This is a genomic window from Luminiphilus syltensis NOR5-1B, assembly GCF_000158175.1.
GTDB lineage: Bacteria > Pseudomonadota > Gammaproteobacteria > Pseudomonadales > Halieaceae > Luminiphilus > Luminiphilus syltensis.
Genome location: NZ_DS999411.1, coordinates 765,433 through 788,897, shown reverse-complemented (window position 1 = coordinate 788,897; position 23,465 = coordinate 765,433). Strand labels below are relative to the sequence as shown.

Annotated in this window: 19 protein-coding genes; 11 read left to right on the top strand and 8 right to left on the bottom strand. The window is 52.9% G+C overall.

The features are described 5' to 3' along the window. Nucleotides 1–171: 171 nt before the first annotated feature. Nucleotides 172–933, top strand: coding sequence for an SDR family NAD(P)-dependent oxidoreductase (locus NOR51B_RS03550; protein ID WP_009020697.1), 762 nt, complete (start codon nucleotides 172–174; stop codon nucleotides 931–933). Nucleotides 934–1,315: 382 nt separating this feature from the next. On the opposite strand, the gene NOR51B_RS03545 is transcribed toward NOR51B_RS03550, so the two are convergent. Both NOR51B_RS03545 and NOR51B_RS03540 read right to left on the bottom strand, forming a co-directional pair. Then, on the bottom strand, nucleotides 1,316–2,023 hold the full coding sequence (locus NOR51B_RS03545) for an HAD-IA family hydrolase (RefSeq protein WP_009020497.1): 708 nt from the start codon (nucleotides 2,021–2,023) through the stop codon (nucleotides 1,316–1,318). Nucleotides 2,024–2,039: 16 nt separating this feature from the next. After that, a complete protein-coding gene (locus NOR51B_RS03540) occupies nucleotides 2,040–2,354 on the bottom strand; it encodes a high-potential iron-sulfur protein (protein WP_009020455.1) in 315 nt (104 codons plus the stop codon). A 312-nt stretch (nucleotides 2,355–2,666) separates the two neighbouring features. Here NOR51B_RS03540 and NOR51B_RS15765 point away from each other — a divergent pair, with 312 nt between their 5' ends. Further along, complete coding sequence (locus NOR51B_RS15765) at nucleotides 2,667–2,792, top strand: hypothetical protein (protein WP_009019342.1); 126 nt, start codon at nucleotides 2,667–2,669, stop codon at nucleotides 2,790–2,792. 739 nt (nucleotides 2,793–3,531) lie between these two features. Further along, entirely contained in the window at nucleotides 3,532–6,681 is a 3,150-nt protein-coding gene (locus tag NOR51B_RS03535; protein ID WP_081443883.1) for a TonB-dependent receptor plug domain-containing protein, read from the top strand. Between the two features lie 102 nt (nucleotides 6,682–6,783). Here NOR51B_RS03535 and NOR51B_RS03530 read toward each other — a convergent pair whose 3' ends face one another. Together NOR51B_RS03530 and NOR51B_RS03525 are read right to left on the bottom strand one after the other, a co-directional pair. After that, entirely contained in the window at nucleotides 6,784–7,440 is a 657-nt protein-coding gene (locus tag NOR51B_RS03530; protein WP_154647588.1) for a hypothetical protein, read from the bottom strand. Then, nucleotides 7,433–8,905 carry a M28 family peptidase gene (locus NOR51B_RS03525; protein WP_009021573.1) on the bottom strand — a complete coding sequence of 491 codons (1,473 nt, stop codon included), beginning with the start codon at nucleotides 8,903–8,905 and terminating at the stop codon, nucleotides 7,433–7,435. The genes NOR51B_RS03530 and NOR51B_RS03525 overlap by 8 nt, the downstream gene beginning before the upstream one ends. A gap of 420 nt (nucleotides 8,906–9,325) precedes the next feature. Here NOR51B_RS03525 and NOR51B_RS03520 point away from each other — a divergent pair, with 420 nt between their 5' ends. From NOR51B_RS03520 to NOR51B_RS03510, 3 genes are all read left to right on the top strand, one after another. Further along, nucleotides 9,326–9,985 carry an alpha/beta hydrolase gene (locus tag NOR51B_RS03520; RefSeq protein WP_009021127.1) on the top strand — a complete coding sequence of 220 codons (660 nt, stop codon included), beginning with the start codon at nucleotides 9,326–9,328 and terminating at the stop codon, nucleotides 9,983–9,985. A gap of 470 nt (nucleotides 9,986–10,455) precedes the next feature. Beyond that, complete coding sequence (locus NOR51B_RS03515; protein WP_009021294.1) at nucleotides 10,456–10,659, top strand: hypothetical protein; 204 nt, start codon at nucleotides 10,456–10,458, stop codon at nucleotides 10,657–10,659. A gap of 169 nt (nucleotides 10,660–10,828) precedes the next feature. Further along, complete coding sequence (locus NOR51B_RS03510; protein WP_009019595.1) at nucleotides 10,829–11,269, top strand: c-type cytochrome; 441 nt, start codon at nucleotides 10,829–10,831, stop codon at nucleotides 11,267–11,269. 125 nt (nucleotides 11,270–11,394) lie between these two features. On the opposite strand, the gene NOR51B_RS03505 is transcribed toward NOR51B_RS03510, so the two are convergent. Continuing rightward, a complete protein-coding gene (locus tag NOR51B_RS03505; protein ID WP_009021225.1) occupies nucleotides 11,395–11,586 on the bottom strand; it encodes a hypothetical protein in 192 nt (63 codons plus the stop codon). A gap of 1,983 nt (nucleotides 11,587–13,569) precedes the next feature. Between NOR51B_RS03505 and NOR51B_RS03495 the strand changes: the two genes are divergently transcribed. Then, nucleotides 13,570–15,351: a hypothetical protein gene (locus NOR51B_RS03495; protein WP_009019637.1), complete on the top strand. Its 1,782-nt coding sequence runs from the start codon at nucleotides 13,570–13,572 to the stop codon at nucleotides 15,349–15,351. Between the two features lie 638 nt (nucleotides 15,352–15,989). Here NOR51B_RS03495 and NOR51B_RS03490 read toward each other — a convergent pair. From NOR51B_RS03490 to NOR51B_RS03480, 3 genes are all read right to left on the bottom strand, one after another. Further along, the gene (locus NOR51B_RS03490; RefSeq protein WP_040481723.1) at nucleotides 15,990–16,490 is read right to left on the bottom strand and encodes a hypothetical protein; all 501 of its coding nucleotides are present in this window, start codon (nucleotides 16,488–16,490) and stop codon (nucleotides 15,990–15,992) included. 182 nt (nucleotides 16,491–16,672) lie between these two features. Next, the gene (locus NOR51B_RS03485; RefSeq protein WP_040481720.1) at nucleotides 16,673–17,509 is read right to left on the bottom strand and encodes a hypothetical protein; all 837 of its coding nucleotides are present in this window, start codon (nucleotides 17,507–17,509) and stop codon (nucleotides 16,673–16,675) included. 172 nt (nucleotides 17,510–17,681) lie between these two features. Continuing rightward, the gene (locus tag NOR51B_RS03480; RefSeq protein ID WP_009018981.1) at nucleotides 17,682–18,335 is read right to left on the bottom strand and encodes a HEPN domain-containing protein; all 654 of its coding nucleotides are present in this window, start codon (nucleotides 18,333–18,335) and stop codon (nucleotides 17,682–17,684) included. A 146-nt stretch (nucleotides 18,336–18,481) separates the two neighbouring features. Between NOR51B_RS03480 and NOR51B_RS03475 the strand changes: the two genes are divergently transcribed. From NOR51B_RS03475 to NOR51B_RS03455, 4 genes are all read left to right on the top strand, one after another. Continuing rightward, nucleotides 18,482–18,805: a hypothetical protein gene (locus tag NOR51B_RS03475; RefSeq protein WP_009020400.1), complete on the top strand. Its 324-nt coding sequence runs from the start codon at nucleotides 18,482–18,484 to the stop codon at nucleotides 18,803–18,805. Nucleotides 18,806–19,527: 722 nt separating this feature from the next. Continuing rightward, nucleotides 19,528–19,986, top strand: a complete 459-nt coding sequence (locus NOR51B_RS03465) for a hypothetical protein (RefSeq protein WP_154647587.1) — start codon at nucleotides 19,528–19,530, stop codon at nucleotides 19,984–19,986. 8 nt (nucleotides 19,987–19,994) lie between these two features. Further along, complete coding sequence (locus tag NOR51B_RS03460; RefSeq protein WP_009021588.1) at nucleotides 19,995–21,221, top strand: PcfJ domain-containing protein; 1,227 nt, start codon at nucleotides 19,995–19,997, stop codon at nucleotides 21,219–21,221. Nucleotides 21,222–22,114: 893 nt separating this feature from the next. Further along, nucleotides 22,115–23,428: a DUF2130 domain-containing protein gene (locus NOR51B_RS03455; protein WP_009021427.1), complete on the top strand. Its 1,314-nt coding sequence runs from the start codon at nucleotides 22,115–22,117 to the stop codon at nucleotides 23,426–23,428. Nucleotides 23,429–23,465: the final 37 nt, after the last annotated feature.

Below are 23,465 nucleotides of genomic sequence, written 5' to 3'. Positions count from 1 at the left end.
GCGGAACACGGAAGCAAGCCGCCCAAAACTACGTCATAATCGACGGCGTCGAGTTGCTCAAAAGTTATCGTCAGGTGTTACCCTGTATGAAGATTTAGTCGACACAAATTCGGGGTTTTGCGTGCTTGCCACGCGCCCTCAAATACCGCAATAAGGATAAGGAGAAGAGTAGTGAGTCAATACAGATTTCCGGATGGAGTAGCGATCGTTTTTGGCGGATCGGGCGGTTTGGGTTCTGGCGTCGTGGAGCTGATGAGCCGCAGTGGCACCGATGTGGCCTTCACCTACCACAAAAACAAGGAAGCGGCTGACGCTGTGGTCAAAAAGGTAGAGGCAAACGGCCAACAGGGAATGACGGCGAGCGTTGATCTGCTCGACATTGCGGCCGTTCAGTCGTTTGTCGATTCGGTGAAGGAGCGCTTTGGTCGCATCCACTCCGTGGTGTTTGCAACCGGCGCCTTCCTCAATATTCTGCCGGTTATGGACGCCGAGCCCGACGTTTTCTACGAGACCCTCGATACCGACGTAAAAGGTTTCTACCACATTCTGCGGGCGGTCGTTCCAGAACTGAGAGAGCACGGCGGCTCGATCACTGCGCTGACCACTGCGGCCATCCACAAATACATCAGTACCGATGGCCTGTCATCGATTCCCAAAGCGGGTGTTCAGCACTTGTGCACCGCGATTGCGCGGGAAGAAGGACACCACGGCATTCGGGCGAATTGCGTGGCTGTTGGCCTGATTGCTATTGGCCTGTCCCAGGAGATCGACTCACCTCCGGGCGGCATTCTCGACCAGTGGACCAAGCAGACGCCGCTCGGAAGAGCAGGCGCACCGCAGGAGCTTTTCGATACCGTGGTATTTCTCGCGTCGGAGAATGCGGGTTATATCAGTGGGCAGTCGCTACCTGTAGATGGCGGTTACTCGGCTTAAAACGCAGGGGTAGCACGGACACAGGCTCCACCAGGGGCCTGTGTATTCAGGGGCCTGTGTATTGCAGATGGTTTAAAAGCACCGTTTCCTCCGGTGCCTTTACCCGTCGGTTACCGCCGCTTCGTGTCGCTGGGTCAAACGCTTGAGGGTCGCGTTTATCGAAGCACAGTCGTGGGTCTGATCCGGCCCAGTCCCCAAACGAAACCCTCCCGCCGTTGGCGACGATTTTGCTCTTCATCAAAAACGGGGACTCCGGCGTTCATTAACACCACCATAAGCTGCGCCGCCGTGAACGGCAGGACAGAATGCTCATTGCGCCGACGTCCGCGCTATCGCATTGACGATCAGGTCAGGGTTCGTCCGTACCCAGCAGACGCAGCGGTCATAATAGGTTGGCATTGGTGGGTATTGGCATCGCGCCTGGAAGATCATCGCCGTGGCCCCACAGGGAATGCGCTCGGGTGATTGCCTGGTAGATATCGCGCGTTGCTAACACGTTGTTTTCCACCATCGCATATTCCCCCGCATAAAGGTAACACTGGAGTTCGGCTTTTAGAGCCGCGGACTGGCCCAGCGGGGTATCTTCCACCGCAATGACGTTGACGGGGTTCTCTTCAAGTATGCTCAGGGCGTGATGATAGATGGCCGGATCGGGTTTATCTGCCCCCACGTCATCCTCGCTCAAGACCATATCAAAAGTGCTTTCGTCGATACCAACAGTGCGTTCCAACAAAAGATCGACGAGCGCCGAATCTTCTGTAGTAACCCAGCCGAGGCGGATGTCGTTGCGCTTGCAAAAACCAATGACATCCGCGATACCGGGCCGCAACTGCAGACCTCCCTCGGCAATCCTGGTGAAGTGCTTGCGCTGCATGGTGAAAGCCTCATCTGCGAGGCCCATTGGTGCTTCGTCGCCCAAAGCGAGCTCCAGACGGCGAATTTCTCCGGGGATCCTCAGGAGTGAGCAGTACGCCGCTACATTCCAGTAGAGATCAAGACCCAATTCTTCAAAGGCCGCGTTGTAGGCCAATCTTTGCAGGCGCGACGTTTCAACGACGACGCCCGTGGAACCCAGCAAACACGCTTTCATAATTAAACTCCCCTGATCACGCTACCCACCCGTTACACCAGCCGCTTGCATGTACACGCTTTCCCGCGAATAGGGGGCACAGACCGAATTCATCATCGATCTCTTCATACAACGAACAGCTGGTGCATTGTTGCTGTGCACCGTCTGCTCCTGCTTTTTTAGACCACTTTGCGGTGTCAACGGCGGTGTGATCCGCTTTGTAGCCCATGGCTACCGCAATACCCTCGTCTTCACTTACCACTTCCTGCGCATGACTGAATCGGGCAATTAAAAGGCCCGCGCCGGCAACGGCCGACGACTGTAAAAATTTGCGACGATTAACGTTTTTCATCCTGAACTCTCCATCTAAATGTCATTTTGGGAAGATACGGAGGGCGCTGAATGATTGGCTCACCGCTGTTCAGCTTTCGTCCCGATCGCATGCACCATATTGGTGCGCATGAGAATTATTTGCATTCCGTTTTTCATTGGTAGTTGATTGGTCGGCGTTCACGTTTTGTCGGATTCGATGTGCTCGACACGCCATGATTGTGACAATCCATTTTTGCAAGGCACGTCGTAGTCACTCTGCAAACCTGCTTCCGGACGTTGCAGGTCCTTACCTACGTTTCATAACACAGTAAGACTGTGAAGGAGTTTAGAAATGGAGAATGCTGCGCTGCCACTACTCAATTTGTTGATTCTGGGATCCGTTTTTGTTTTTGGTCTTAGAGAACTGGGCAAGCTGAAAATGCAAGCCATCGAAGTGCGCGAGACAGACAGACGGTAATAACTGTGCGCACATTTGTTTGAACCGTGGTCGTTGGACTCATTCGGCACCGACCACAAACCAGAAACCCCCCGCCGTCGCCGGGGGTTTTCTGTTAGCTAAGGCCAGGCGATAAGCCTGACGCACCATTAGGCTCCGGTGCTTCGACCCTCTGGGTATCACCGCCGCTTCGCGCCGCTGGTGCCACGCGGCCCTCAGTTTCCGTTTTTTTAATCGGCGACCCCTATCTTTTCCAGGGATCTATGCTTTTCCAGGGATCTATGCAGCCATAGTCGTGCTGCTGAAAAGCACGGGTATGACTTCCAGTAGAGCAAGTCGATGAATCACATCTCCCGTGAGTCTGGCGTGTCTGGTCAAGGTCTCCGGCAACTTCACCACAAGTACGAGATCACCATATCCGATCCGAGATCTACCATTGGTGAAGCTTCAGGTCCAAACACGAACGCCGTCTCCGGTTATGTTGTCGTTTCGAAAGCTTTTTTCAGAATCGAAGAATTTCAAGCACGGCTTCCAGTGAATCGGAACGGTCAGTTATTTGTGTGAAATTTACCTTCAAGAAAGTTTGCGTTTAACGTTTTACTTATCTATACGTTCTTATGGGTGTGTCGATATCGTTTTTTCCTGCATGTTGACGATCGATTTAAGCCCGCTTAACGGGGGTCTGTGTCCCAGCAGATCAGATAAGAATAGATAAAAAAGCGCTTCTGCAGAGGTGCTAAAACGAGAAGGACTCATCAATATGGTATTCAGAAAGAGAAACATGTGCTCTGCTGTCGCCTGGTCGTTGACCCTGGCCGCAGCCACATCGCTCGCCCAACCTGTAGTCGCCCAGGATGAAGGCGCTGATGCAGAAGACGCAATTTCAACATCGCTCGTCGAGCCTGCAGCGAGCCAGGATGAAGACGCCGCTTCAGAAGAAATGGTTGTGGAAGAGGTTGTCGTTACCGGCTCCAAGCTCCGTCGCAACCAGTTCAATTCCATTTCTCCCGTTCAGGTAATCGGTGCGGCGGATTCGGTTCGCATCGGTATTGCCGATACGACCCAGATGATCGCTGAATCACCTTTCGTTTCAGGCACGCAGCTTGATGGATCGGTCAACGCGGGTTCTACAACCGGTGCCGTCGAGGGCGTGTCGGCCAGCGGGCCTGGGTCTGCGACTGTTGCACTTCGTGGCCTCGGACCTGAGCGAACCCTGATGCTGGTGAATGGACGGCGCCTGGCACCGTCTGGTGTGCGTGGCGCACCGGTGGCGCCCGATCTAAACCTCATCCCCAGTGCGATGATCGATCGGATTGAGATCCTGACTGATGGTGCATCGTCCATTTATGGTGCTGACGCGGTAGCCGGTGTGGTCAATATCATGCTGCGAGACCAGTTCGAGGGTCTGGAGATCCGAGGTTTTGGCACGGCTCCCGAACAATCGGGTGGCGAAGAAACCCAGTTCAGCATCATCGGTGGCGCTTCGAACGATAAATCCAACTTTACAATCGCCGCTGAGTACTTCAATCGCGAGCATATTTTCGCGCGCGACCGCACCGACTGGAACAACTGCCTCCTGGATATTGAAGTCGATCCAGACAGTGGTCAGCGTTACCAGCAGTGCCTGGATAACCGGCCGGATAATGGCGTATTCTTGTTCAGCCAAGGCTTTGTGTACGACACTCCTGGAGTGACCGATATTGGTCTCCCTGGGTGGTCCAGTAATGCCGGCGCGGCGGACTACATTGGCCGAAGCGGTTTCAATGCCCTCGTGGGCACCGCCGCGGAAACACCGTACAACTTGCAGCAGGAGGAGCTCGACACGCAGTTGCAGGGCGATATCGAGCGAATTAATTTGTACGCGACAGGTTCATTCCAGTACACGCCTCAGCAACGACTCTATATCGAAACCTCGTACTCGCAACGTACCAATACCGACATCTTCACCTCGGAGCAGGCTTTCCCGGCCATTCCAGCGATGATTCCGATGGTAGACGCGGACGATAACTTCATCATTGATGAAGGTACCGGCACCATCGCCATGACCGACAACCCGCTAAACCCGTTCGATGAAACGGCGTTGCCTGTTTACTCACTGGCAGGCCTGACACAGCGGCGTGCGACCGATATCGATAATTTGCGCTTTGTGATCGGTAGCGATGGTGATTTGCCGTTTGCTCAGGACAAGGGCTGGTTCTTTGACGTCTTCGCCTCCTACGAGGAGAGCTCAGGTAGCTCCACCCAGGCGGGCATGTTCGAGCCTCACATCCGTGAGTCTATCGATACGCTGCGTATGGGACCGGACGGCGTTACTTGTGGTTTGCCCCGCACAGCGCCCGGTTTTGGCTTTATCACGCCTCGCGATTGTGTGCCGGTTAACTACTTTGCCGATTCGCTCTGGACAAATCGTGGTGGCAACAAGCGCTTCGCCACACAGGCGGAGGAGGATTTCCTGTTTGGTAACGTCATCAACACGACCACGCTGAAGCAGACCCATTTCTCCGGTCTGATCACTGGTGATTTGTTTGAGATGCCAGCGGGTACGGTTGGTCTGGTAATAGGTGCAGAATGGCGGGAAAACTCCATCTCCTCAGCCAATGACTTCGTGCGTGCACAAGGCTTGTCTGCCTCGGAAGCATCGGACCAGGAAGGCGATACAGTAGGTACGACCGACATTTGGGACATTTACGCTGAGACCGAGTTGCCGCTCGCCGAGTGGGCTACGGTGAACCTGTCGGGGCGCTATACGGAAGAGAAGAACTTCGGCAACGAGTTCACTTACTCCGTTAAGGGCCAGATCATGCCGACCGATTCGCTGCGTTTCCGCAGCACCATCGGTACGACATTCCGGGCACCGAACCTGCGCGAACAGTTCCTCGCTGATCAGGCAGGGGTCATTCCCGGCGATGCCGATCCCTGTGTGGTACCAAACGTGGCCAATGAAGGCCAGGTTTATATTCCCGAAAATGACACACGCGACCAGCTCGTGCTGGATAACTGTGTACTCGCAGGCGTAGATCCAACAGCACTTGGTCTTCAGGCTAACGTATTGATCCCAACAACCCAGGGTGGCTCTTCAGATATTGGCGCCGAGACTTCGGATTCATTCACCCTCGGATTCGTGTATACACAGAACTTCACGGATGCCTTCGAATTGGACTTGTCGGTGACTTACTTTGATATTGAAGTAGAGGATACCGTCGAGGAACTCAATCCGGAGGTTATCCTTGATCGCTGCTACAGCGACGATCCCGATCTCGCAAATGCGCTTTGTGATCGCGTCATCCGCCGCGGGGTCAATCCTTCCAACAATACCGTTGCACGGGTGGATTCGTCGTTCGTCAATCTCGGGCTGGTCACCTCATCGGGTTATGACGTGAACGTGAGATTCCAGAATCGTTTTGAAGTTGCCAACACCTATGTCGACATGGGTTGGTCGCTTACCGGCACGATTTACGATGAGTTGCTCGAGCAAATTGATAGTGAGGCGCCAGTGGAAGATCGCGTTGGTGAGGCTGGTTTTCCTGAGCACTCCTGGATCCTGCGCGGTGACTTCGGAGTTGGCAATTGGCTGGCTACCTATCGCGCTCGACTGATCGGTGAGTTTTCCCGGGATGCTGAGAACCTTCAGGATTCTCCAAACTTACCCGACAGGTCGGCGTGTGTTGCGCTGGGTGGTCCGGATGATTGCGTGCGTGCTAACGCAGGCGGATCAGAGACCTACCACGATCTCTCACTGTCCTATGACGCCGACGGTTGGAGCGCCACGGCTGGTGTCCGTAACGTTTTCGACAATCAGCCGCCACAAATTGACCAGGGTTCTGGTCCGTCGCGCTTTAACCACCTGGTTCAGGCAGGCTACGACCTCTTTGGGCGTCGTATGTTCCTGAACGTCACCAAGCGCTTCTAAAGAGTCGATTTGAAGCTCAACGACGGCGGCTCAGCGATGAGCCGCCGTTTTTTTTGTCTCTGATTTACTTTTGCCGCGCGGGTAAAAAATGGCAAGGGGAGGTTAGCGTACGCGACGAACCCTGATTGTGCGTTTCATCTCGTTGAGCTGCAATCGGTAACCGCCGATCGAAGACTCAATTATGTCGACAGTCGGATTGCGATCGAGGGATGCCCGGATATTCTGAACGTCACCGCGGATCTGACGCCAGACCTGTCCATTTTCCAGATACACCTGCAGTTGCTTGTAACCGACGGTTTCAAATTTTTTGACCGACAGATTTCTCGCCTCCTTCAGGCTGGCGAGATGTTCGGCCCGGGTACGGGTTGATGCCTCTACCTGCTCTGCGCCAATCGCGTCTTCTGCTGCCTCCGCCTGTTCGTCCTGAAGCCTACTGTCGGCGATTTCCGCGATGGCGGTATCGGAGGAATCTTCAGACGCTATTTTTCCGGCTGCGACGGCGGTTACTGACGGGTCAGATAATGGTTTCGCCTCCTGGTTGCTCGCTGGTTTAGGAGGGGCCGCTATCTGAGACGCCTCGATCGGCGCGGATGTCCCCGAAAGTGCCATTACAGCGGTCTCAAGACAGGCAATGCGTCCCTCCGAGTCGTCGATCTGGGCGCAGCGCGCGATGAGTGCTGCTCCATCCGTCTGTGCCGTAGAGGACGTGGCCGCAAAGCTGGCGATGCAGAGCATTGTCATTGTGGAACGTTTAATCATGTTGGCCTCTCACTCCATTTTTCCAGTCTTCCCACGCGCCAAAATCCCGCATATTTTGTTCGATACCGGCATTTTCGATCAGCGCCTCCACTTCGTCGTGGCTCTGACGCGGCAATTGGAAGTCGGAATTGGCGAAGCCCCAAACCAGCGCCGCCGCAATGGCGGAGTTCAGCTTGAGTTGCTGCAAATCCACCTTATCAAAGGTATCGCTGGCAGCATGGTAGTTGGACGCGTAATTGGCATCTTGCTGTGCGGCGATGAGGTTAGGGACGCCCTCAATCATGAAGTCAAAATTGTCCGTGCCCACCAGCGCCGCATTGACCTGCTCGAAAGGGCCGAGACCCGCAACCGGCTCAAGATAGCTGTCGACTTCCGATATGAGCTCCTCGCGACCGCTGGTAAAAAACCCGGTAATTCGCCCGGTCCCAATGTCGAAAGAGGTGGCGATGACGTGGTTATCCAGCTCACTCTCATGAAGCTCTGTGTATTTCCACGATCCCATCATGCCCTGTTCTTCGCCGTTCCACAGGGCGAAGCGGATCGTGCGCTCAGGTTGAAGACCCAATCGTATGATCTGGCGGGCGATATCGATCATCAGCGTGGCATTGGAGCCGTTGTCGAGTGCCCCGGTTCCCAGGTCATGGGAGTCCAGGTGGGCGCCCATCAGAACGATCTCCTCGGGTTTCTCACTACCTGGAATCTCGGCGATGACATTTCGCGCCTTGTAGGCATAGCCCGAGTCAATGTCCAGAACTACGGACATGCCCAGAGATTTACCGCCGCGAAGCAGGCGCAGGGCGCGCTTTGCGTTTTCGCGCTCCATCGTCAACACAGGCATCCGATTTTTGGCCCCGAGCGTTGGCACACGATACAACAGGTTTTTGGGCCGCGAGGACATATAAATGATGCCCTTAACACCTGTTTTGAAGGCGAGCTCATCCGCGGCCGCAGCAGCGCCATACTCTGCAAACAGGCCCGACAAGCCTACTTCGTCGTTGAGTACAGGGGTTTCGATAAGCACCCATGCACCTCGAGCTGTTTTGCCTAACCTTTCGAAGTCAGCCCGAGTGCCGGTGCCACCATCCATCAGCGGACCTTCCAGCGGCTTACCTCCGGTTCCTGCAGAGAAGGGTTTGGCTATCACGCTTGGAGAAAAGCTGACATCACCGTCTATGCGGGCGATGATCGATCGCTCTTGCCACTGCATCGGCATCTCGAAAGACTCGGCGGAGACCGAGACGGAAGCCGCTTTGAATTTTTGGACGGCCCAGTCGACAGCGCGCTCGTTTGCAGGTGAGCCTGTGGGACGTCCACCCACCGTATCGGTCAGCTCTTGCAGATCTTCGACAATGGGTGTGTGCCCCAGCATTGCGGCAATAAGGCGGTCCACTTTGTCATCGGCAGCGAACGACTGGGTCGTTGCAGTCAGGCACAGGGCCACCAGAAGAGTTTTGTTGTGGGCCATATTGCTACTCCTTCTGAAGTGCGGTCTGGGTGAAATAAACGGTCGTCGCTTTGGATTGTAGCCGAGAAGGGCGATTGCGTGTTTCGCAGTTTCAGCGACCAGAGGCGCGGGAAGCAGACACTTATTTTATGCTCACCCTGACCCTGTTGAGGCGCGCAGTCAATCGCACAACTTGGCCCACGCCTGGACTGACGGGAATGACCCCAGCGGGCTTTGGCCTGCTAAAACCCTTTCGGGGCACCGCCGCTTCGCGCAGTTGTGCCACACGCTCCAGGCGCGCGTCTATGAAATGGCGATACACGGAACTTACATCTGAGCGACAGATAGACGTCTTTCTGTGCGAGCCGTTTTTGTCGAGAAGCGGATACTCAGCAGGTATATACTTCGACGCTCGCAACAGAGCCCTTAAGCCGAGGTGATATGTCGTTACTCCCGTGCATCCAGAAGGAACCGAAAACACCGGCGAATGCCGCAGTAATATGGTTGCACGGTCTGGGTGCGGATGGCAGTGATTTTGTGCCGATCATTCCCGAGCTTGGCTTTCCAACGACCATGGCGGTACGCTTTATATTCCCCAACGCACCGTCAATTCCGATCACCATCAACGGTGGTTACCAAATGCCGGCCTGGTATGACATCACGGCAATGGATGTTGAAAGGAAGGTAGATACAGATCAGCTGGTCGCGTCTGCGGAGCAGGTCCGCCTGTTGATCGATCGGGAAATTGATCGGGGTATTCCGAGTGATCGGATTGTGCTGGCCGGTTTTTCACAGGGCGGTGCGGTTGCTTACCAGACTGCCTTAACCCACATGTACCCGCTGGCCGGATTGCTGTGTTTGTCTACGTATTTCGCGACCGGTGACACGATTACGCCAAACTCTGCCAACCAGCAGATACCCATAAAAATATGCCACGGCACCCGGGACCCCATGGTTGGCGTGCAACTTGGTAAAGCGGCGTATCAACGATTAACCGCCATGGGCTATGCGGTGGAATACCGTGAATACCCCATGGAACACGCCGTGTGTCCCGACGAAATTGCGGATATATCGCGCTGGTTACAACACGTGCTTGCCTGATTTTCCGGCCTGTCGTTGTGGCATTTGACGTGGCTGGCCTGCTCTCCCACCGGCCCACTGAAACGGCGCGTATCCATTTAAGGAACTGAGCTGCCTCGCGCCCTGTTTCGCGCCGTTGGTGAGGGTTTTGTCGTTTGGTAGGACCAGGTGGATAGCCTAAAAGCCCCGTTGCCTCTGGTGCCTTGGCTCTTCATCATGACCGGGGGAAACCAGCATTCGTTAAATCGAAGTTGCGAAATTCGTGGAATGAAGATAACGCTGATGTCCTCCCCTGCAGGATAAATACCATATAGCGCGGGAGTTTTGGCTTGGGTCTTGACTGGGAAGCTTACGATCGAGCGTGCGCTGCGCGTTCAATTACGCACAGATTTGCGGGACGAATCTACTTCCGATGTTCCTGTCATGGAGTCTCAGCCACCGAATCCCCTTAAAACCTCTCACACGCTGTTTCAAGTAGATCTGGAAACTGGATGCGCGATAGACGCTCGAGTCTGCAGAAAAGCACGGAGAGTGGCGATGGCCTCCCCACGCAGGGTCAGCTTGATGTCTTCGCCTTGCTCAAGGGAGAGTTGGACGAACATCTGGCCGCATTGGAGGCGGTCATCGCCAGCGATTTGCCCAAGGTCAACGCCGCGCTTACCGGGAGTGGACTCGAGGCGATCGCGGACGGCTGATCCGCGATAAACCAGCTCAGGTTGGGAGCGCTGACCGGATACAGCCCACTGTCGAAACAGCTTTGACGGCTCAGCCTTTAGGCACTATGGTTAAAGCATGACGGGTTTTGAAGTGTGGCGAGCAGCTTTATTGCCGCCGCGGTAATCGTCCTGATTGGAGGTAGATCCGATGAAGAAATCGATGGTGCTGTTTCCTCTCTCCCTGGCCCTTCTCGTTCTCTGGGGCTGTGAGCCTAATGCGCGTGGCTTCGCGCTCCCCGAGGGCGATGTGGAACGCGGCAAAGCCACTTTCCAGCAGCTGGGATGTACCCAGTGTCACAGCATCTCAGACATTGCCTGGCAGGGTTCGGGAGATGATGTAGAGGTTCCGCTGGGAGGTGTCGTGCCGGGTCTGAAGACCTATGGCGAGCTTGTCACTTCGGTTATCAACCCCTCGCATCGCATTGCCCGAGCGTATCTCGGTGAGGACGTCGCGGTCGACGGTGAGTCGACGATGCGGCGCTACAACGAGTTTATGACTGTCCAGCAGCTAGTCGATATCGTCAGCTACCTGCAGACCGAATATGACATCGTTGTTCCCAGCAACCACTACGTCGGGAAGCGTTGGTAGGTCGGCAAGCATTGGTAGGCCGGAAAGCATTGTCAGGGCTCGCAGACGAAATGATGCTGTATTTGGCGGCTGGGACGGTGGAAGGAAACAACCTTCCAGTCGCCGGCCTCCAGCATTTCGCGGATTTATCGTTCTCGGCAATAGGCTTTCAGAAGCGGTCTGTCCGGCACCTGATCGACAAAGTCCTGCGGCAGGTCGTTGTCAATAAAACACATGAACAGCATACGTGCCTCCGGCGCTGCGTAGCGTCGGAGTATTTGTAACGTCGCGAGGAAATCTGTCGGATTGAAGTGGGTGAATACTGACTCCAGTGTCATCAGGTCGTATTGAAGGATAGGAAGTATTAACGGCCTATCGAGAGCAGACATCCTCACTGATTGAATTGACAGGACCTGCAGACCTGTCGAAGTTTCCATCTATTGACCCGAAAATCCTGTTCGCGGCGTTGGGCATGTTATTCCTATCCGGTCAATCCTGAACGAGCGCGCGCAACCGCTCGTGCCCCGCGGTTTCCCTTGCTTCCTTGCTAGTGGGGTGCTGTTGGTCTGGAATCCTTCCCAGCGAAAAGAGGCAATGTACCCCACGCACCTTCTCTTGATGCTGCGCATCGATTCACCTTGTCCCAGGTGGCGCCCTGGTCGGTGGCACCAGCAATGGCCGAGTCGGTGCTTCCTGTTCTTGCTGGGCCAGTTGGTCTACTAGGGTGGGGTAGTGTGTTTCGACGAGCCGGTAAAGCAGGGTCCGCTCGGGCCGATGGCGTTCGTAGGGGGTGCTGGCAGAGCTTTGCCAGTCTTGTGATTGCATCGCGGTTCCGCCTTGGATCTCCATCTTGCGGAACGGTCCAAATTGACGCAGCAGATTGAGTAGCGCCAGGTCCAAAGCGAGCAATAAGAGCTTTGTGGCACATCAGATTCGACGGTCTACGTATTCGGAGCGAGTGCGATGCTTTCCGGGGAGGATATGAGATATCGGTTAAAACAACTCCTGGCGCTGCGTCACGTTTGGTAGGACCAGGCGGATAGCCTAAAAGCACCGTTGCCTCCGGAGCTTTTACCCTTCGGGCACCGTCGCTTCGCGCCGTTGGGCCAAACGCTCCTGTGGTCGCGTTTGTCGAACCGCAGTCGCCAGTCTCATCCGGCCCAGCCCACAAACGAAAAACCCCCGCCGTTGGCGAGGGTTTTATCGTTTGGTAGGACCAGGCGGATGGTTTCGAGCGCGCTTGCCTCGCGCGCTCTCACCCCTACGGGGCGCCATCGCTTCGCTCTGGCGACCAAAATGCTTCTTTGGGCGCATTTTGTCGAACCGCAGTCGCCGGTCTCATCCGGCCCAGCCCACAAACGAAAAACCCCCGCCGTTGGCGAGGGTTTTATCGTTTGGTAGGACCAGGCGGATTCGAACCGCCGACCTCTACCATGTCAAGGGATACCGGCCACCACCAGACACGTTTGGACGCTATTAATGTAGCATTATTTATTATTTTGGGAAGACTTTTTTCTACATCTTTCACCGAAGCCGAATAAAACAGTTAGTGCACTACATAGTACATTTAATGTATGACGTGTCTGTTTGATTAATCCGGAGTTTGAGATGTTGGAGGCATTGGTAGGATCGTCTACTGCTGAGCGTGTTTTGCTTTTCACTTCGGAGCGAGAGCGGGGCTATCCAGCTGAAATCGCACGCACCCTTGATGTCGCTCCGAACCAGGTGCAAAGGGTTATGGGAAGAATGGAGCGCGATGGACTTTTGGTAGCCCAAGACGTTGGACGGACCAGGGCTTACGAGATCAATCCGCGCTTTGCATTTGGGTCAAAGGTCGTTGACTTGTTCAAAGAAGCGTTATCGCGATATCCCGACGATATTCAAGATAAAGTGAAGACGAAGAGGTGCGGCCCGCGCAGAAAGGGGAGCCCCATTGAATATTGGCGAAGGGTTCGATTAGCCTCCGAGAGACGGGCGACGAATTATCGATTTGAGCGGCTTTTGCAGTTGGTGAGGGCATGAGAGACGACAAGAAAGTCTTTAAAGAAAGCGAGCTGCTTTTCCCTTGGCAGCGACTTTTCCGATGTGCTCATAATGGCCATAGGGGATATTCGCAGTTTTTAACTCCAACAAACCATTTATATCGAGGCTCAATGAGTATCTTCCGATCCGACTGGTTAGAGTCGAAGGTAATCTCCACTTTCTCATTAGTGGGGCCTCGCGTGTTTCAGGCGCAGAAGTTTTTGCCCTGCACCACACCTTACCTCGGAGTTTGTCTAAAAAACCCATTTCAGAGATGACCAGTATGGCAGACACGATAGATGAGTAAAAAAGACAATGAATTTCGAAAATTTCAAAGGCTACTTCGCGACAAGTCCAGATCAGCGACACTTAAAATTAGAGAGAGTGGTTTGCCCCAAAAAGCTTCGCTTGCTGCCTCAACCACTACAAAGGCAGCTACCGAAACGTATCAAAACCTAGGGCTAGCCGATGTCGTCAAGCCTGCGTTTGATAGTGCTAGCGAGGCCTTTAAGTACGCTCGCACAAAAGCAGTTGAGGCAGATGAAAATTTTAATGTTTCGAGAACCGCAAAGTCTGTGAAGCATTCAGTTGCCCAAGGTATCGCTGAACCGGCAAAAAAATATTTAGACGACCGAGGGATTTCGGAAGCCGCTATAAACGTGGGAAGAAAGACCGGTGATGCCTATGGGACAGCGAGATATCACTTCAAACCCTATTTTGAGCCTGAAGATGCGCGTGAGCTCTTGGAGAACACACGCAAAGAGCTAACCTACATCACTGCTTGCATTTTACAAGTGAGCTACCGAGAAGCTGCAGGTTGGCTTAGTGAATTTAGCAGCCTGCTATCCGCAAAGATCGCAGGGCTTGCCGGAACGATGACGCTGTTTGGTTTAGTCAGCACGTTCGGCACCGCCAGCACAGGCACAGCTATTGCTAGCCTATCAGGAGCCGCAGCAACGAGCGCGACCCTAGCCTCCATCGGCAGTGTCGTCGGGGGCGGGATGGCGGCTGGCGCACTAGTAATGTCTGGAGTTGGCATATTGATTGGTATTGGGGCTTACAAACTTCTTGCGTCCACCGCCAGAGATTTCGATTCACTACCGGACGAAGATAAGCAACTAGTTAGTACAGCAGGACTGCTGCTGACCGCCATTCAAGAGCAACTTAATAGTGATCCTATCGAACTAACGTCTGAAGATAGTGCGCTGTTTCTTGAGCAATCATTAATGCCATTCCATGATTATCTCGTGCAGCACGCAGACGTGATTTGCTCGCGACTCGACACCAAAAATGCCATTGCGTATCGACAACATGTACTCAAGGATTTTAAGCCTACCGTTATCGACGGTTTCAGACATTACTCCAAAAGCGCCCCTATAAGCGCCGAAGCGCTAATAGCTGGTATCTTTTACGCGCTATTCACAAACACGGCTCTTGATGACACGCGTGAGGAAGCACTCGTGCTCGATGCGCTTCGTAGATCCACGAACTCACTGCATGACGCGTCCGAGAATGACCTCGCAAATTACTTGAGCTCATTGACCCCAGAACAACTGCGAGGCGTCGCAAACAGCGTCAAGGGTATCTACCACGAAATGCGTTGGATTGAAGAATACAATGCGATCCACACCGATACCTATGCAGTCCTGCATGAATCGACGGTACACCGAGGCGCGGATGTGCAAATACGCTCCAGTGATAGCCATGAAGTTATCGAAGAGTATCAACTTAAAGCTACTGGTAGCGGCGGTTATGTGCGAGAACATCTAGAGCGGTATCCAGATATCGAAGTTCTGGCGACTAGCGAGGTGGCAGCAGCAGTTTCAGAGGTAGACTCCAGCGGGTTTTCAAATAGTGGATTGAGCGAAACCACCGGCAACGTATTCGACGCAGTGGCCGATAATACTATTACCGACCGAGTTACAGAATCAGCGGAGTTGGCGGGCTTGGTCAGTGCTGGTAGAGAGGCAATATCGATGCTGAACGGCGACTCAAGCCTTAGCGATGCGGGCAAGCGAAGCATCAGCACGGTGGTACAAGCCGCAGCGGCTACAGGAATTACTGCCTATCTTTTCGGCTGACGGCAATTAGCCTCACTACGGTCAATCTCTCGATCGAAGAAAGCTCGGTAAAAGTGCAGCTCGGGCGGAATCGTTAATTTTCTCGGGACGAAGCCGCAGACTTGTTCACTTGACCTAATCTGCGACGTCGTTAACTGGAGTTTTCTGTGACCACGGGCACAGTGGGCGGCGATGAAGAAGTCACGATTTACGAACATCCATTTACTGCCCTGCATGCAAGTGGCCTGATGGGCTGTTTAATGGTGCCCACTTTCCCTAAGCTGAGACATCGTTAATTGGAGTTTTCTGTGACAATAAGCATAGGGAGCTGCGGTGAAGAAGTCACGATTTACGGAAAGCCAGATCATTGGGGGTTGAAGCAAGTGGATGCGGGCACAAAGTGTAGTGGTTAACTGATTCGAACCTTGTCCCCTTCGAAAATCGTGAGCTGCAGAGAGAGTTTGAGGCAGTAACAATGCGTCTTCAGGGAATGGCGTGAGTGATCTCGATGCCCACACCTTCTCGATTGTAGTCATCCAGCAGATTCAAGGCCCGCAGCATCCGGCCATCGACCAGAGAGTCGCGTATAAAAGCTATCGGCCAGCTCTGATTGGTAGAAGTGGACAGACAGAGCCATCCGAAATCTATTTATCAATGCACTATAGACGCGTTTCTTGTTCCGCTGCATGCGACATTATGGAACGCTCTATGCCCGACTGAGAGTCAGGAGCAGAGACTTCGTACGCTTGTAAGGAAGATTTCAGTTCGCCAAGGACGTGAAGAAAAAACTCTGAGTTTTCTATGGCATCAGGTGGACAGCCTTCCTGCCAGTGGGGCACGGCAAAAGAAGCGATCAAGTCTAGGTCTTGATCGATAGCTACTTGCGCATAGCGCCACTTCAGGTTCTTGTCGTTTATCCAAGCTATGCCAGCCTGTGTCTTCCTCTCAACGACACCCGTCCAGACGATATCTCCTTCTTCAGGATCTAGCCTCATGTAAAGTAGGTTGCTGGAGTCGCCAACATGCCAAGATTCCTCGTCGAATGGACGATTGTAGAGTCCGGACTCCTGCAGTTGAGCTGCTATCTCTTCTGTCGGGCACTCGGCGTCAGCGGTAGGTGTCAGTAGAATGCACGTGAGAAAGTAAAGTTGCTTCATCATTCACAGTGATTCCGTACGAGTTTTCAGTAGGACGCCTCTTGTGTGGATTAGTTCAATTGCAGTGCTTGGTTTAAATACACAGGTCAACCTTGTTGGTGAAGCGACATAGATGGTGGCTATGGATTAGGAAGGGCAGCCGAGTAGTAACAAACAGCCGGTAGCACCCACATTTGCGACTCAGGTCATCGGAGAAGATCGGTGCTTGCAGCCGCATTAGCTTGGACTAGAAATCTACCGTACTCGCACTGAGGGCTGTGTTCAGGGCAAGTGGTTTTTTCGAGGGTATTTTTCGCCTCGAACAAGGTTTTTTCAACCCAAGAATCATCGCCTTGATAAGGTATCACCGCCACATTGAATCGCATCCAAGCTTGTTGAGCGTTCGAAGGATCAAGCATGCCGGGTTCTTCAGCATGCTGCCCATCGACGTAGACGAAGTATCCAATGTCACTGACCGAAAAGCCCTTGCGCCGGGCGATCCATTGGTACATTTCCATTTGCCGCCGATACGCGCCCTTGTAGTCGGGTTTTTTCGGGTCTTCGGGAGCTGCGATAAATGAATCATCCAGTGGCTTAGGAGATTTGCTCATCTGAGCTGTGCTCTTATAGTCCACAATGTGGAGGTTGCCGGTATTTATGTCCTCCCAGACATCATCTAGGCCGCCCCCAAAGAGCAGATTTGTCTCTTGGTGAATAATGCAAAAATGATTTGGGCTTGAGCCGAAATGAAGAGAGCTCTCCCATTTTTCAATATCTTCATGGTCGAACGGACGAAGATGCGACAAGCCCGCCATTTCCATCACTGGGTGGGGTCCTAGTCCTCTCAAGCGGTCGAAGTCTTTTTTCAGGAGTGTGTCGGTATTGGTGTTCAGTAAAAACCCAGGTATCGAAGGGAATTTAACGCCCTTCACTCGATCCAGCCAAAAACACGCTTCGCATTTAAGGAAGCTCTCAAGCTTTCCACGAGAAATCTCGTACGGACTGCCACTTTCTGGATTGTATGTTCCACGATGTCTTGCCATCAGTTTAGCTGCCGTCGGTCGGTGGTTTTGCGGCCCCCAAAAATAGCAGGCCTTAAGGTTCTATAGCTCCAAAAATGCGCGCTACGGTTGATTACTCCGGTTTGGCAATGGCGGGTGAGCTGACGGACTAGAAACCTAGAGGCTGGCACAGCACATTGCATGGCTCCCATTCCTACATGGAAACCACCGGAAATGAGGGATCGCCCCACAGCGTATCTGGGTTGTCCATCATCAATTCAATAACTATCGGGACCAGCTTACTTAGAAAGGCAGTACTGTCCCGCAGCTGATCTCGATTGACTGACGAGTCCCAGGTGGCGCCACCATGCACGAGTTGGCACCGGAGGGTATATAGTCGCGACAGTATGATACTGATGATCCGGCCCGTATGACCCGCTGCAAGAGCCTGGTTTGCACCGCGATTTGCGGACTTGAATGCCTCTTCCCATTGCGCCTGCGTTGCCTGGCCACGCTGAAACTCCCAGAAGGGTGCAAAAACGTATTGGTTAGCCAGCAATACTCTTATTGACGCGGAGAATTCTTGCCAGACTAATTGGTAGAGCAAACGATTCTTGTCGAGGTCTGCGAGTTTGGAGATAAAAGCACCAGATTTTGCTTGTTCGTGCCCATGCCCAAATTCTGATAGTTCCTGTGCATAGGCAGCGTTAAAAGCCACCCAAAGAAATATGAAGCGCCCGTCCAGATCGTCACAAAGCTCGGCGCGTCTGACCCAGCTCAGCGAGCGATGTACGCGTAGACTTAGATTATTGGGCCACCCATCCCGCTCAGCACGATGCCTTACCTTCAGTTCGTCATACTGTCCCATACCGACCTCTATCCTTGCAGGATATCCGCAGGCTAACTCGACGTAAGCGGGGGATTCCAGCAGTTTCTATAGAGTTTTCTTGCGCCAGTATCATCAAGCGTGGCCAAATGGGGTGAGAAGAAAACGCCATATTTTCGAGGGGTCATATGACGCAACCGGAAGAAAAATTCCTCAATCGCTTATCTTTGCTGACTCAAGAGCTGTACGAGCTCAAGAAGTCCGGCGTCCCGGGAAGCGAATATGAGCTATTCCAATCGAGAGTGAAGGGCTTCGTTGAGGCGGGGCGATTGCTGGCACTGGTCGACGGTCGGCAAGTACAAACCACCATTGATGCTGCCCATTTAAAGGTATTCGGAGAGACTCGTCAGCAACGGCGGGCGAAAGATGGTGCCTCATCAGTTCCTGACAATGGGCAAGACTGGGCAGAGTTTGACTCACCTGCCTATGAACGCTACAGGTCTGGAGCCTAGCTATTGCCAGACGTAATCTGACGCACTACGATTCATACATCGCCGATTTCTGACACTTGCAGGGCGATTCAAAAATACTCGCTAAACCGTCGCATCCACCTCTACCCCGGTGTTCAGCGACCTATCATGCTTTGGGGTTGGAGGCTGTTATGCATAGTGAAAATCCAAACACACGTCCGTATCTCATAGTCGTACCACATTGGCCTGATGGGACAATGGCCTTCAAGTTTGGGTATGCCATCCAGAGAAGTATCCCCGTCGATCGAAATCAAATGACGATGGTGCAGTTTACACCTGAGCGTATTTTTCGCTTTGAGGCTGTGTTGTCCCCTGACATATTCACCCATCAGCTACGGACCAAAATGCGGGAAATAGGCTGTGGAAGACAGGTGATATTGGTCGATCTCCTGGCGGCAACAACGTTGACGGTGGGATCGCCGGCGGGTTGATTTAGCGAATATGTCGCTCAGACGTCCTATATACCTTCCACCTAGATTTCGTATCTTCCAAAGGTGCCCTGGGGGCCTGCGGGCAAAGTTAAGGACCATGAAAAGCCATTTTTGTGAGTCAGATCACACTTTTGGCCGGTGTGACGTCTGGGCGAGCCTACTCATGCGACATGTTAATCCATACACGATGGTGAAATTCGATGGGCCCTCTACGCTTAACCTCCGATTCAAGCTGTTTCAGCAAAGGCTAGATAAAGCCGTAGAGGTATGACGATGAAAAATACAAATGAAGGGCAAACCAAAAGAACGGCATTTATTTGCCTGATACTGGGTCTATGGAGCCATTCACCGAGCGCCCAGGAGTCATTGGGCTCATTGAGCGCCAATCCCTACGCCACCGATTCAACGAGTAATCCCTACGGCGCAGGAAGCCCGTACAGGTCAAATAGCATCAACAACCCTTACGGTGAGTATGGAAGCCAGTACAGCAATAAATCAGCAACCAACCCCTATGCGACGCAGGCCCCCAAGCTCCAGGACAGCCAGGGTAACTACCGGGGACGATTGAGCACCAACCCCTACGAGGCAGATTCGGTGAGCAACCCTTACGGCCGCTACGGCAGTCCGTACTCGAGTGACTCGATCAACAACCCCTACGGTGCGGGTAACCCTTATTCAGCCGACAGTCCGACAAATCCCTACGGCCGCGGTCTGGAAATCATTGGCGAGTGATAGGGGAGATGTCTCACACGACTGACGCCGATGCCGTTTTGCAGAAGCAAGTAACCGGCATTCAGCGGGATACTATGACCCCGACCTGCGCGACTGGCCAAGTAAGCGTCCAAAATGGCATAGCCTGGGACAGCAAACACGGGTGGTTGTCCGTCGACTGGTCGTACCTGCTGGATTACGACTGTGAGTTGCAGATTGGCGGCTGGGACTCAGGGCTCTGGGCAGCCTCTATCTCCGATGGCGACTACGCTCAATTGGATTTGACCGCGGTGGGCGACTGGATTCTCCTGGCCGAAGATGAGGGTATCAGGGCTTGGAAGTCGACGATTCCCGAACAGATTCTGAAGGCAGTCGACTGCTTGCCTGCCGACAAACTGGGCATTCTTGGGTTATGCGCAGAATGTTCCCAGTCATCGGATCTGTTAATTTCCAACCCCCTGTTGCTCTGGCTGCTTTACCGGAGCGAGTCCAGCGCAGTGGGTCGCGAGCACTGGATTGATCTTGTCTCAAGGCCACAGCGCGACTTGGTGGCACATATAGGCCTCATAGGGGGCAGAAGCACCGCAAGGCTACTCCAAAAAGCAGCGGGCGCCCTAAGTACCGTCGACGCGATCCGGATGTATGCGGTGGTGTTACGCAACGCTGACAGCCGGAAATACCTATCCCACGCTGCGGCGATTCGGTTTTCTGAAGTAAAAGCGATGTACGACTACCCGTGGGTAGCGGGATGCCAGGCTCGCGCCATCCTTCAACACCTGTCAGAGCCACGGATTCGCCGGAACTTCAACGACACCATCGCTTTGCTGGATGACCTGGAGCCACTGAAACGGTGCAAATCTCTCGATGAGGTGTCGAGGCTGCACGAAAGACTGGTTGAAGCACTGAACCGACAACCCGACTTAAAGCTACTGCGCAGAGATGAGAAGGGTAATGCCTTACCGCTGCCAGAAGCGCCCATTCACGGTACAGACGCGATCGTCCCTCTAACCACGCAACAGGACATTATCAGCGAGGGGCATCGAATGAAGCACTGTATTGCCACGTATATCCGCACTGTTCTGGAGGGTAACTACTATGTCTACAGCGGGTTATTTGAAGAGCCGGTAACCATTGGGGTGATGAAAAAGCCCTCGGTGGGGTGGGTGATCGACGATGTACGGGCAAAAAGAAATGCTGACCCTTCGAAGGCGACTATGTCTGCCTTGGAAGCGTGGCTCAGATCAAATTCAGAATGAATCGTATGGCATTACCCGAGTCCGGTTGTTGCATGAGTACCTACTCACAACTTTCGCAGGCAGGATCCGGGTATTTTCTAATTGACTAAGGAAAATCCCCACAGATTCGGTTATCGCACCTTGATCTCGGTTGTGGCGGGTGGGAACTTGGGGTTAGACGTTTGATTGTGTGCCAAGCTTCAGAAGTGATAGCAGGAGATACAGTGAGCGGAAGCCAATGCAGGTGCTCACAGCCTTTAATAGAGTTTTTTAACGGTGATCATAAGTGAACTTGGCGGCGAAAATATTGTTTCCGGTACTGCCGAGCTCATTGAAGGCGGAGATATTGCAAGAAGAAACGCTCCTTGGTCCGGCGGAACTGCAGCCACCTCTCAAAGTGGTAAGCGCTTTGCATCCTGCTGGTTCAACTTGCCCATGCTGCGCGAGCGATGATATCGCGAGCTATCTCCATGGATTACCGCCTATGGATGCAAGCGGGAAGCTTCGCGCCGATATTCAAGAGAAGCTGAGACTCGGAGAGATCATCTTGGGTGGATGCCTAATGGAGCCGCCGATGCCCTCCTGGAGGTGCCGGTGCTGCGAGGTGGATATCTACTGTAGAGAAGACTTTGCGGACGCCTGTGCACAATGAAGGCTGCGCTCTATTTGCCTGTGCCCAAATGGACGTGAGTGGGGGGGTTGGATGCAAGGCGAATATGACAATTCGGTCAGCTAGTAGGGGAGTGAGGTTTGTCGGCAGTTTGGTGGCGCGTACGAAACACGTCTTGGAGCGGCGGGCTGATCTATACCCTGCAAAGGTAATTTCCCCCAGCTATGAACCTTATGTCGGTCTGAATGAAACGAACCACCGGTAAATTCAGCTGGCTCTAAAGCATTTCAAGGTATATTTCTGAATGAATGAAATAATTTGTCCAAATTGTAAAACGGCCTTCAAGATTGATGAGGCTGGTTACGCCGATATCATTAAGCAGGTGCACGATACTGAGTTTGATAAGCAGGTAACTGAACGCTTGGTGTTAGCTGAACGCGATAAAGATGCAGCTCTTCAGCTAGCTCAGTCGCAGGCATTAGCAGAAAAGCAGGAACTTACTTCCGAGAAAGACCAGGTCATTCAGCAGCTCAAATCACAGTTAGAGTCTGGAAATGTTCAGCAGCAGTTGGCGATCGCCGAAGCCTTGAGGAAGGTAGAGCAAGAGAGAGATGCCCTGGCTGCTGAGAAAGATCGGAGAATCCAGCAGCTTGAAGCCAAGGTGAGTGCCAGCGCAACTGAAAGTAAATTGACTCTGGCTACTGCGCTCAATGAGGTAGAAAAGGAGCGAGATGCACTTGCTAGTCAACTTGATAACGCTAAGCTACAGCATAATCTGTCCGAGCAGTCACTGAAGGATAAATACGAGACTCAGCTAAAAGATCGGGATGATGCGATCGAGCGTTTGAAGGATCTTAAAGCAAAGCTTTCGACCAAAATGGTGGGTGAGACGCTCGAACAGCATTGCGAGACTGAATTCAATCGTATTCGTTCTACCGCGTTCCCTCGTGCCTACTTTGAGAAAGACAACGATGCTCGAACCGGGAGCAAGGCTGATTACATCTTTCGAGATATAGATGAGAACAATACCGAAATCGTCTCAATTGCCTTTGAGATGAAGAACGAGAATGATACGACTGCGACCAAGAAAAAGAACGAGGACTTTTTTAAGGAGCTGGATAAAGATCGCACGGAGAAAGAATGTGAATACGCTATCCTCGTCTCACTGCTGGAGTCGGATAGCGAGCTGTATAACACCGGTATCGTCGACGTTTCTCATCGGTACCCAAAAATGTATGTGGTTAGGCCGCAATTCTTTATCCCCATAATAACGCTACTCCGAAATGCCGCGACAGGTGCACTGCAATACAAGAACGAGCTGGCCCTAGTTAAGGAGCAAAATATAGATATAACTAACTTCGAGAATGATTTGGAGGCATTCAAATCAGCATTTTCGAAGAATTATGATCTGGCTTCGCGAAAATTCCAATTGGCAATTGATGAGATTGATAAGTCGATAGATCACTTGCAAAAAACGAAAGACGCACTTCTCAGTACGGATAGAAATCTTCGTCTCGCGAACAATAAGGCTCAAGACGTAACCATTAAAAAATTAACTCGTAAAAACCCCACTATGGCCCAGAAGTTCAGGGATTTAGATGAGGGAGACCAAGATTAGACGGGACGCGAATAAAAGAGGTTTACCTTGTTGAGGT

Coding starts and splice junctions, on each gene's coding strand:
- NOR51B_RS03495 (WP_009019637.1), top strand. CDS start 13,570: ATGAGTAAAAAAGACAATGAATTTCGAAAATTTCAAAGGCTACTTCGC.
- NOR51B_RS03460 (WP_009021588.1), top strand. CDS start 19,995: ATGTCTCACACGACTGACGCCGATGCCGTTTTGCAGAAGCAAGTAACC.
- NOR51B_RS03465 (WP_154647587.1), top strand. CDS start 19,528: ATGAAAAATACAAATGAAGGGCAAACCAAAAGAACGGCATTTATTTGC.
- NOR51B_RS03525 (WP_009021573.1), bottom strand. CDS start 8,905: ATGGCCCACAACAAAACTCTTCTGGTGGCCCTGTGCCTGACTGCAACG.
- NOR51B_RS03490 (WP_040481723.1), bottom strand. CDS start 16,490: ATGATGAAGCAACTTTACTTTCTCACGTGCATTCTACTGACACCTACC.
- NOR51B_RS03510 (WP_009019595.1), top strand. CDS start 10,829: ATGAAGAAATCGATGGTGCTGTTTCCTCTCTCCCTGGCCCTTCTCGTT.
- NOR51B_RS03520 (WP_009021127.1), top strand. CDS start 9,326: ATGTCGTTACTCCCGTGCATCCAGAAGGAACCGAAAACACCGGCGAAT.
- NOR51B_RS03475 (WP_009020400.1), top strand. CDS start 18,482: ATGACGCAACCGGAAGAAAAATTCCTCAATCGCTTATCTTTGCTGACT.
- NOR51B_RS03535 (WP_081443883.1), top strand. CDS start 3,532: ATGGTATTCAGAAAGAGAAACATGTGCTCTGCTGTCGCCTGGTCGTTG.
- NOR51B_RS03530 (WP_154647588.1), bottom strand. CDS start 7,440: ATGATTAAACGTTCCACAATGACAATGCTCTGCATCGCCAGCTTTGCG.
- NOR51B_RS03455 (WP_009021427.1), top strand. CDS start 22,115: ATGAATGAAATAATTTGTCCAAATTGTAAAACGGCCTTCAAGATTGAT.
- NOR51B_RS15765 (WP_009019342.1), top strand. CDS start 2,667: ATGGAGAATGCTGCGCTGCCACTACTCAATTTGTTGATTCTGGGATCC.
- NOR51B_RS03505 (WP_009021225.1), bottom strand. CDS start 11,586: ATGACACTGGAGTCAGTATTCACCCACTTCAATCCGACAGATTTCCTC.
- NOR51B_RS03545 (WP_009020497.1), bottom strand. CDS start 2,023: ATGAAAGCGTGTTTGCTGGGTTCCACGGGCGTCGTCGTTGAAACGTCG.
- NOR51B_RS03540 (WP_009020455.1), bottom strand. CDS start 2,354: ATGAAAAACGTTAATCGTCGCAAATTTTTACAGTCGTCGGCCGTTGCC.
- NOR51B_RS03485 (WP_040481720.1), bottom strand. CDS start 17,509: ATGGCAAGACATCGTGGAACATACAATCCAGAAAGTGGCAGTCCGTAC.
- NOR51B_RS03515 (WP_009021294.1), top strand. CDS start 10,456: ATGCGCGATAGACGCTCGAGTCTGCAGAAAAGCACGGAGAGTGGCGAT.
- NOR51B_RS03480 (WP_009018981.1), bottom strand. CDS start 18,335: ATGGGACAGTATGACGAACTGAAGGTAAGGCATCGTGCTGAGCGGGAT.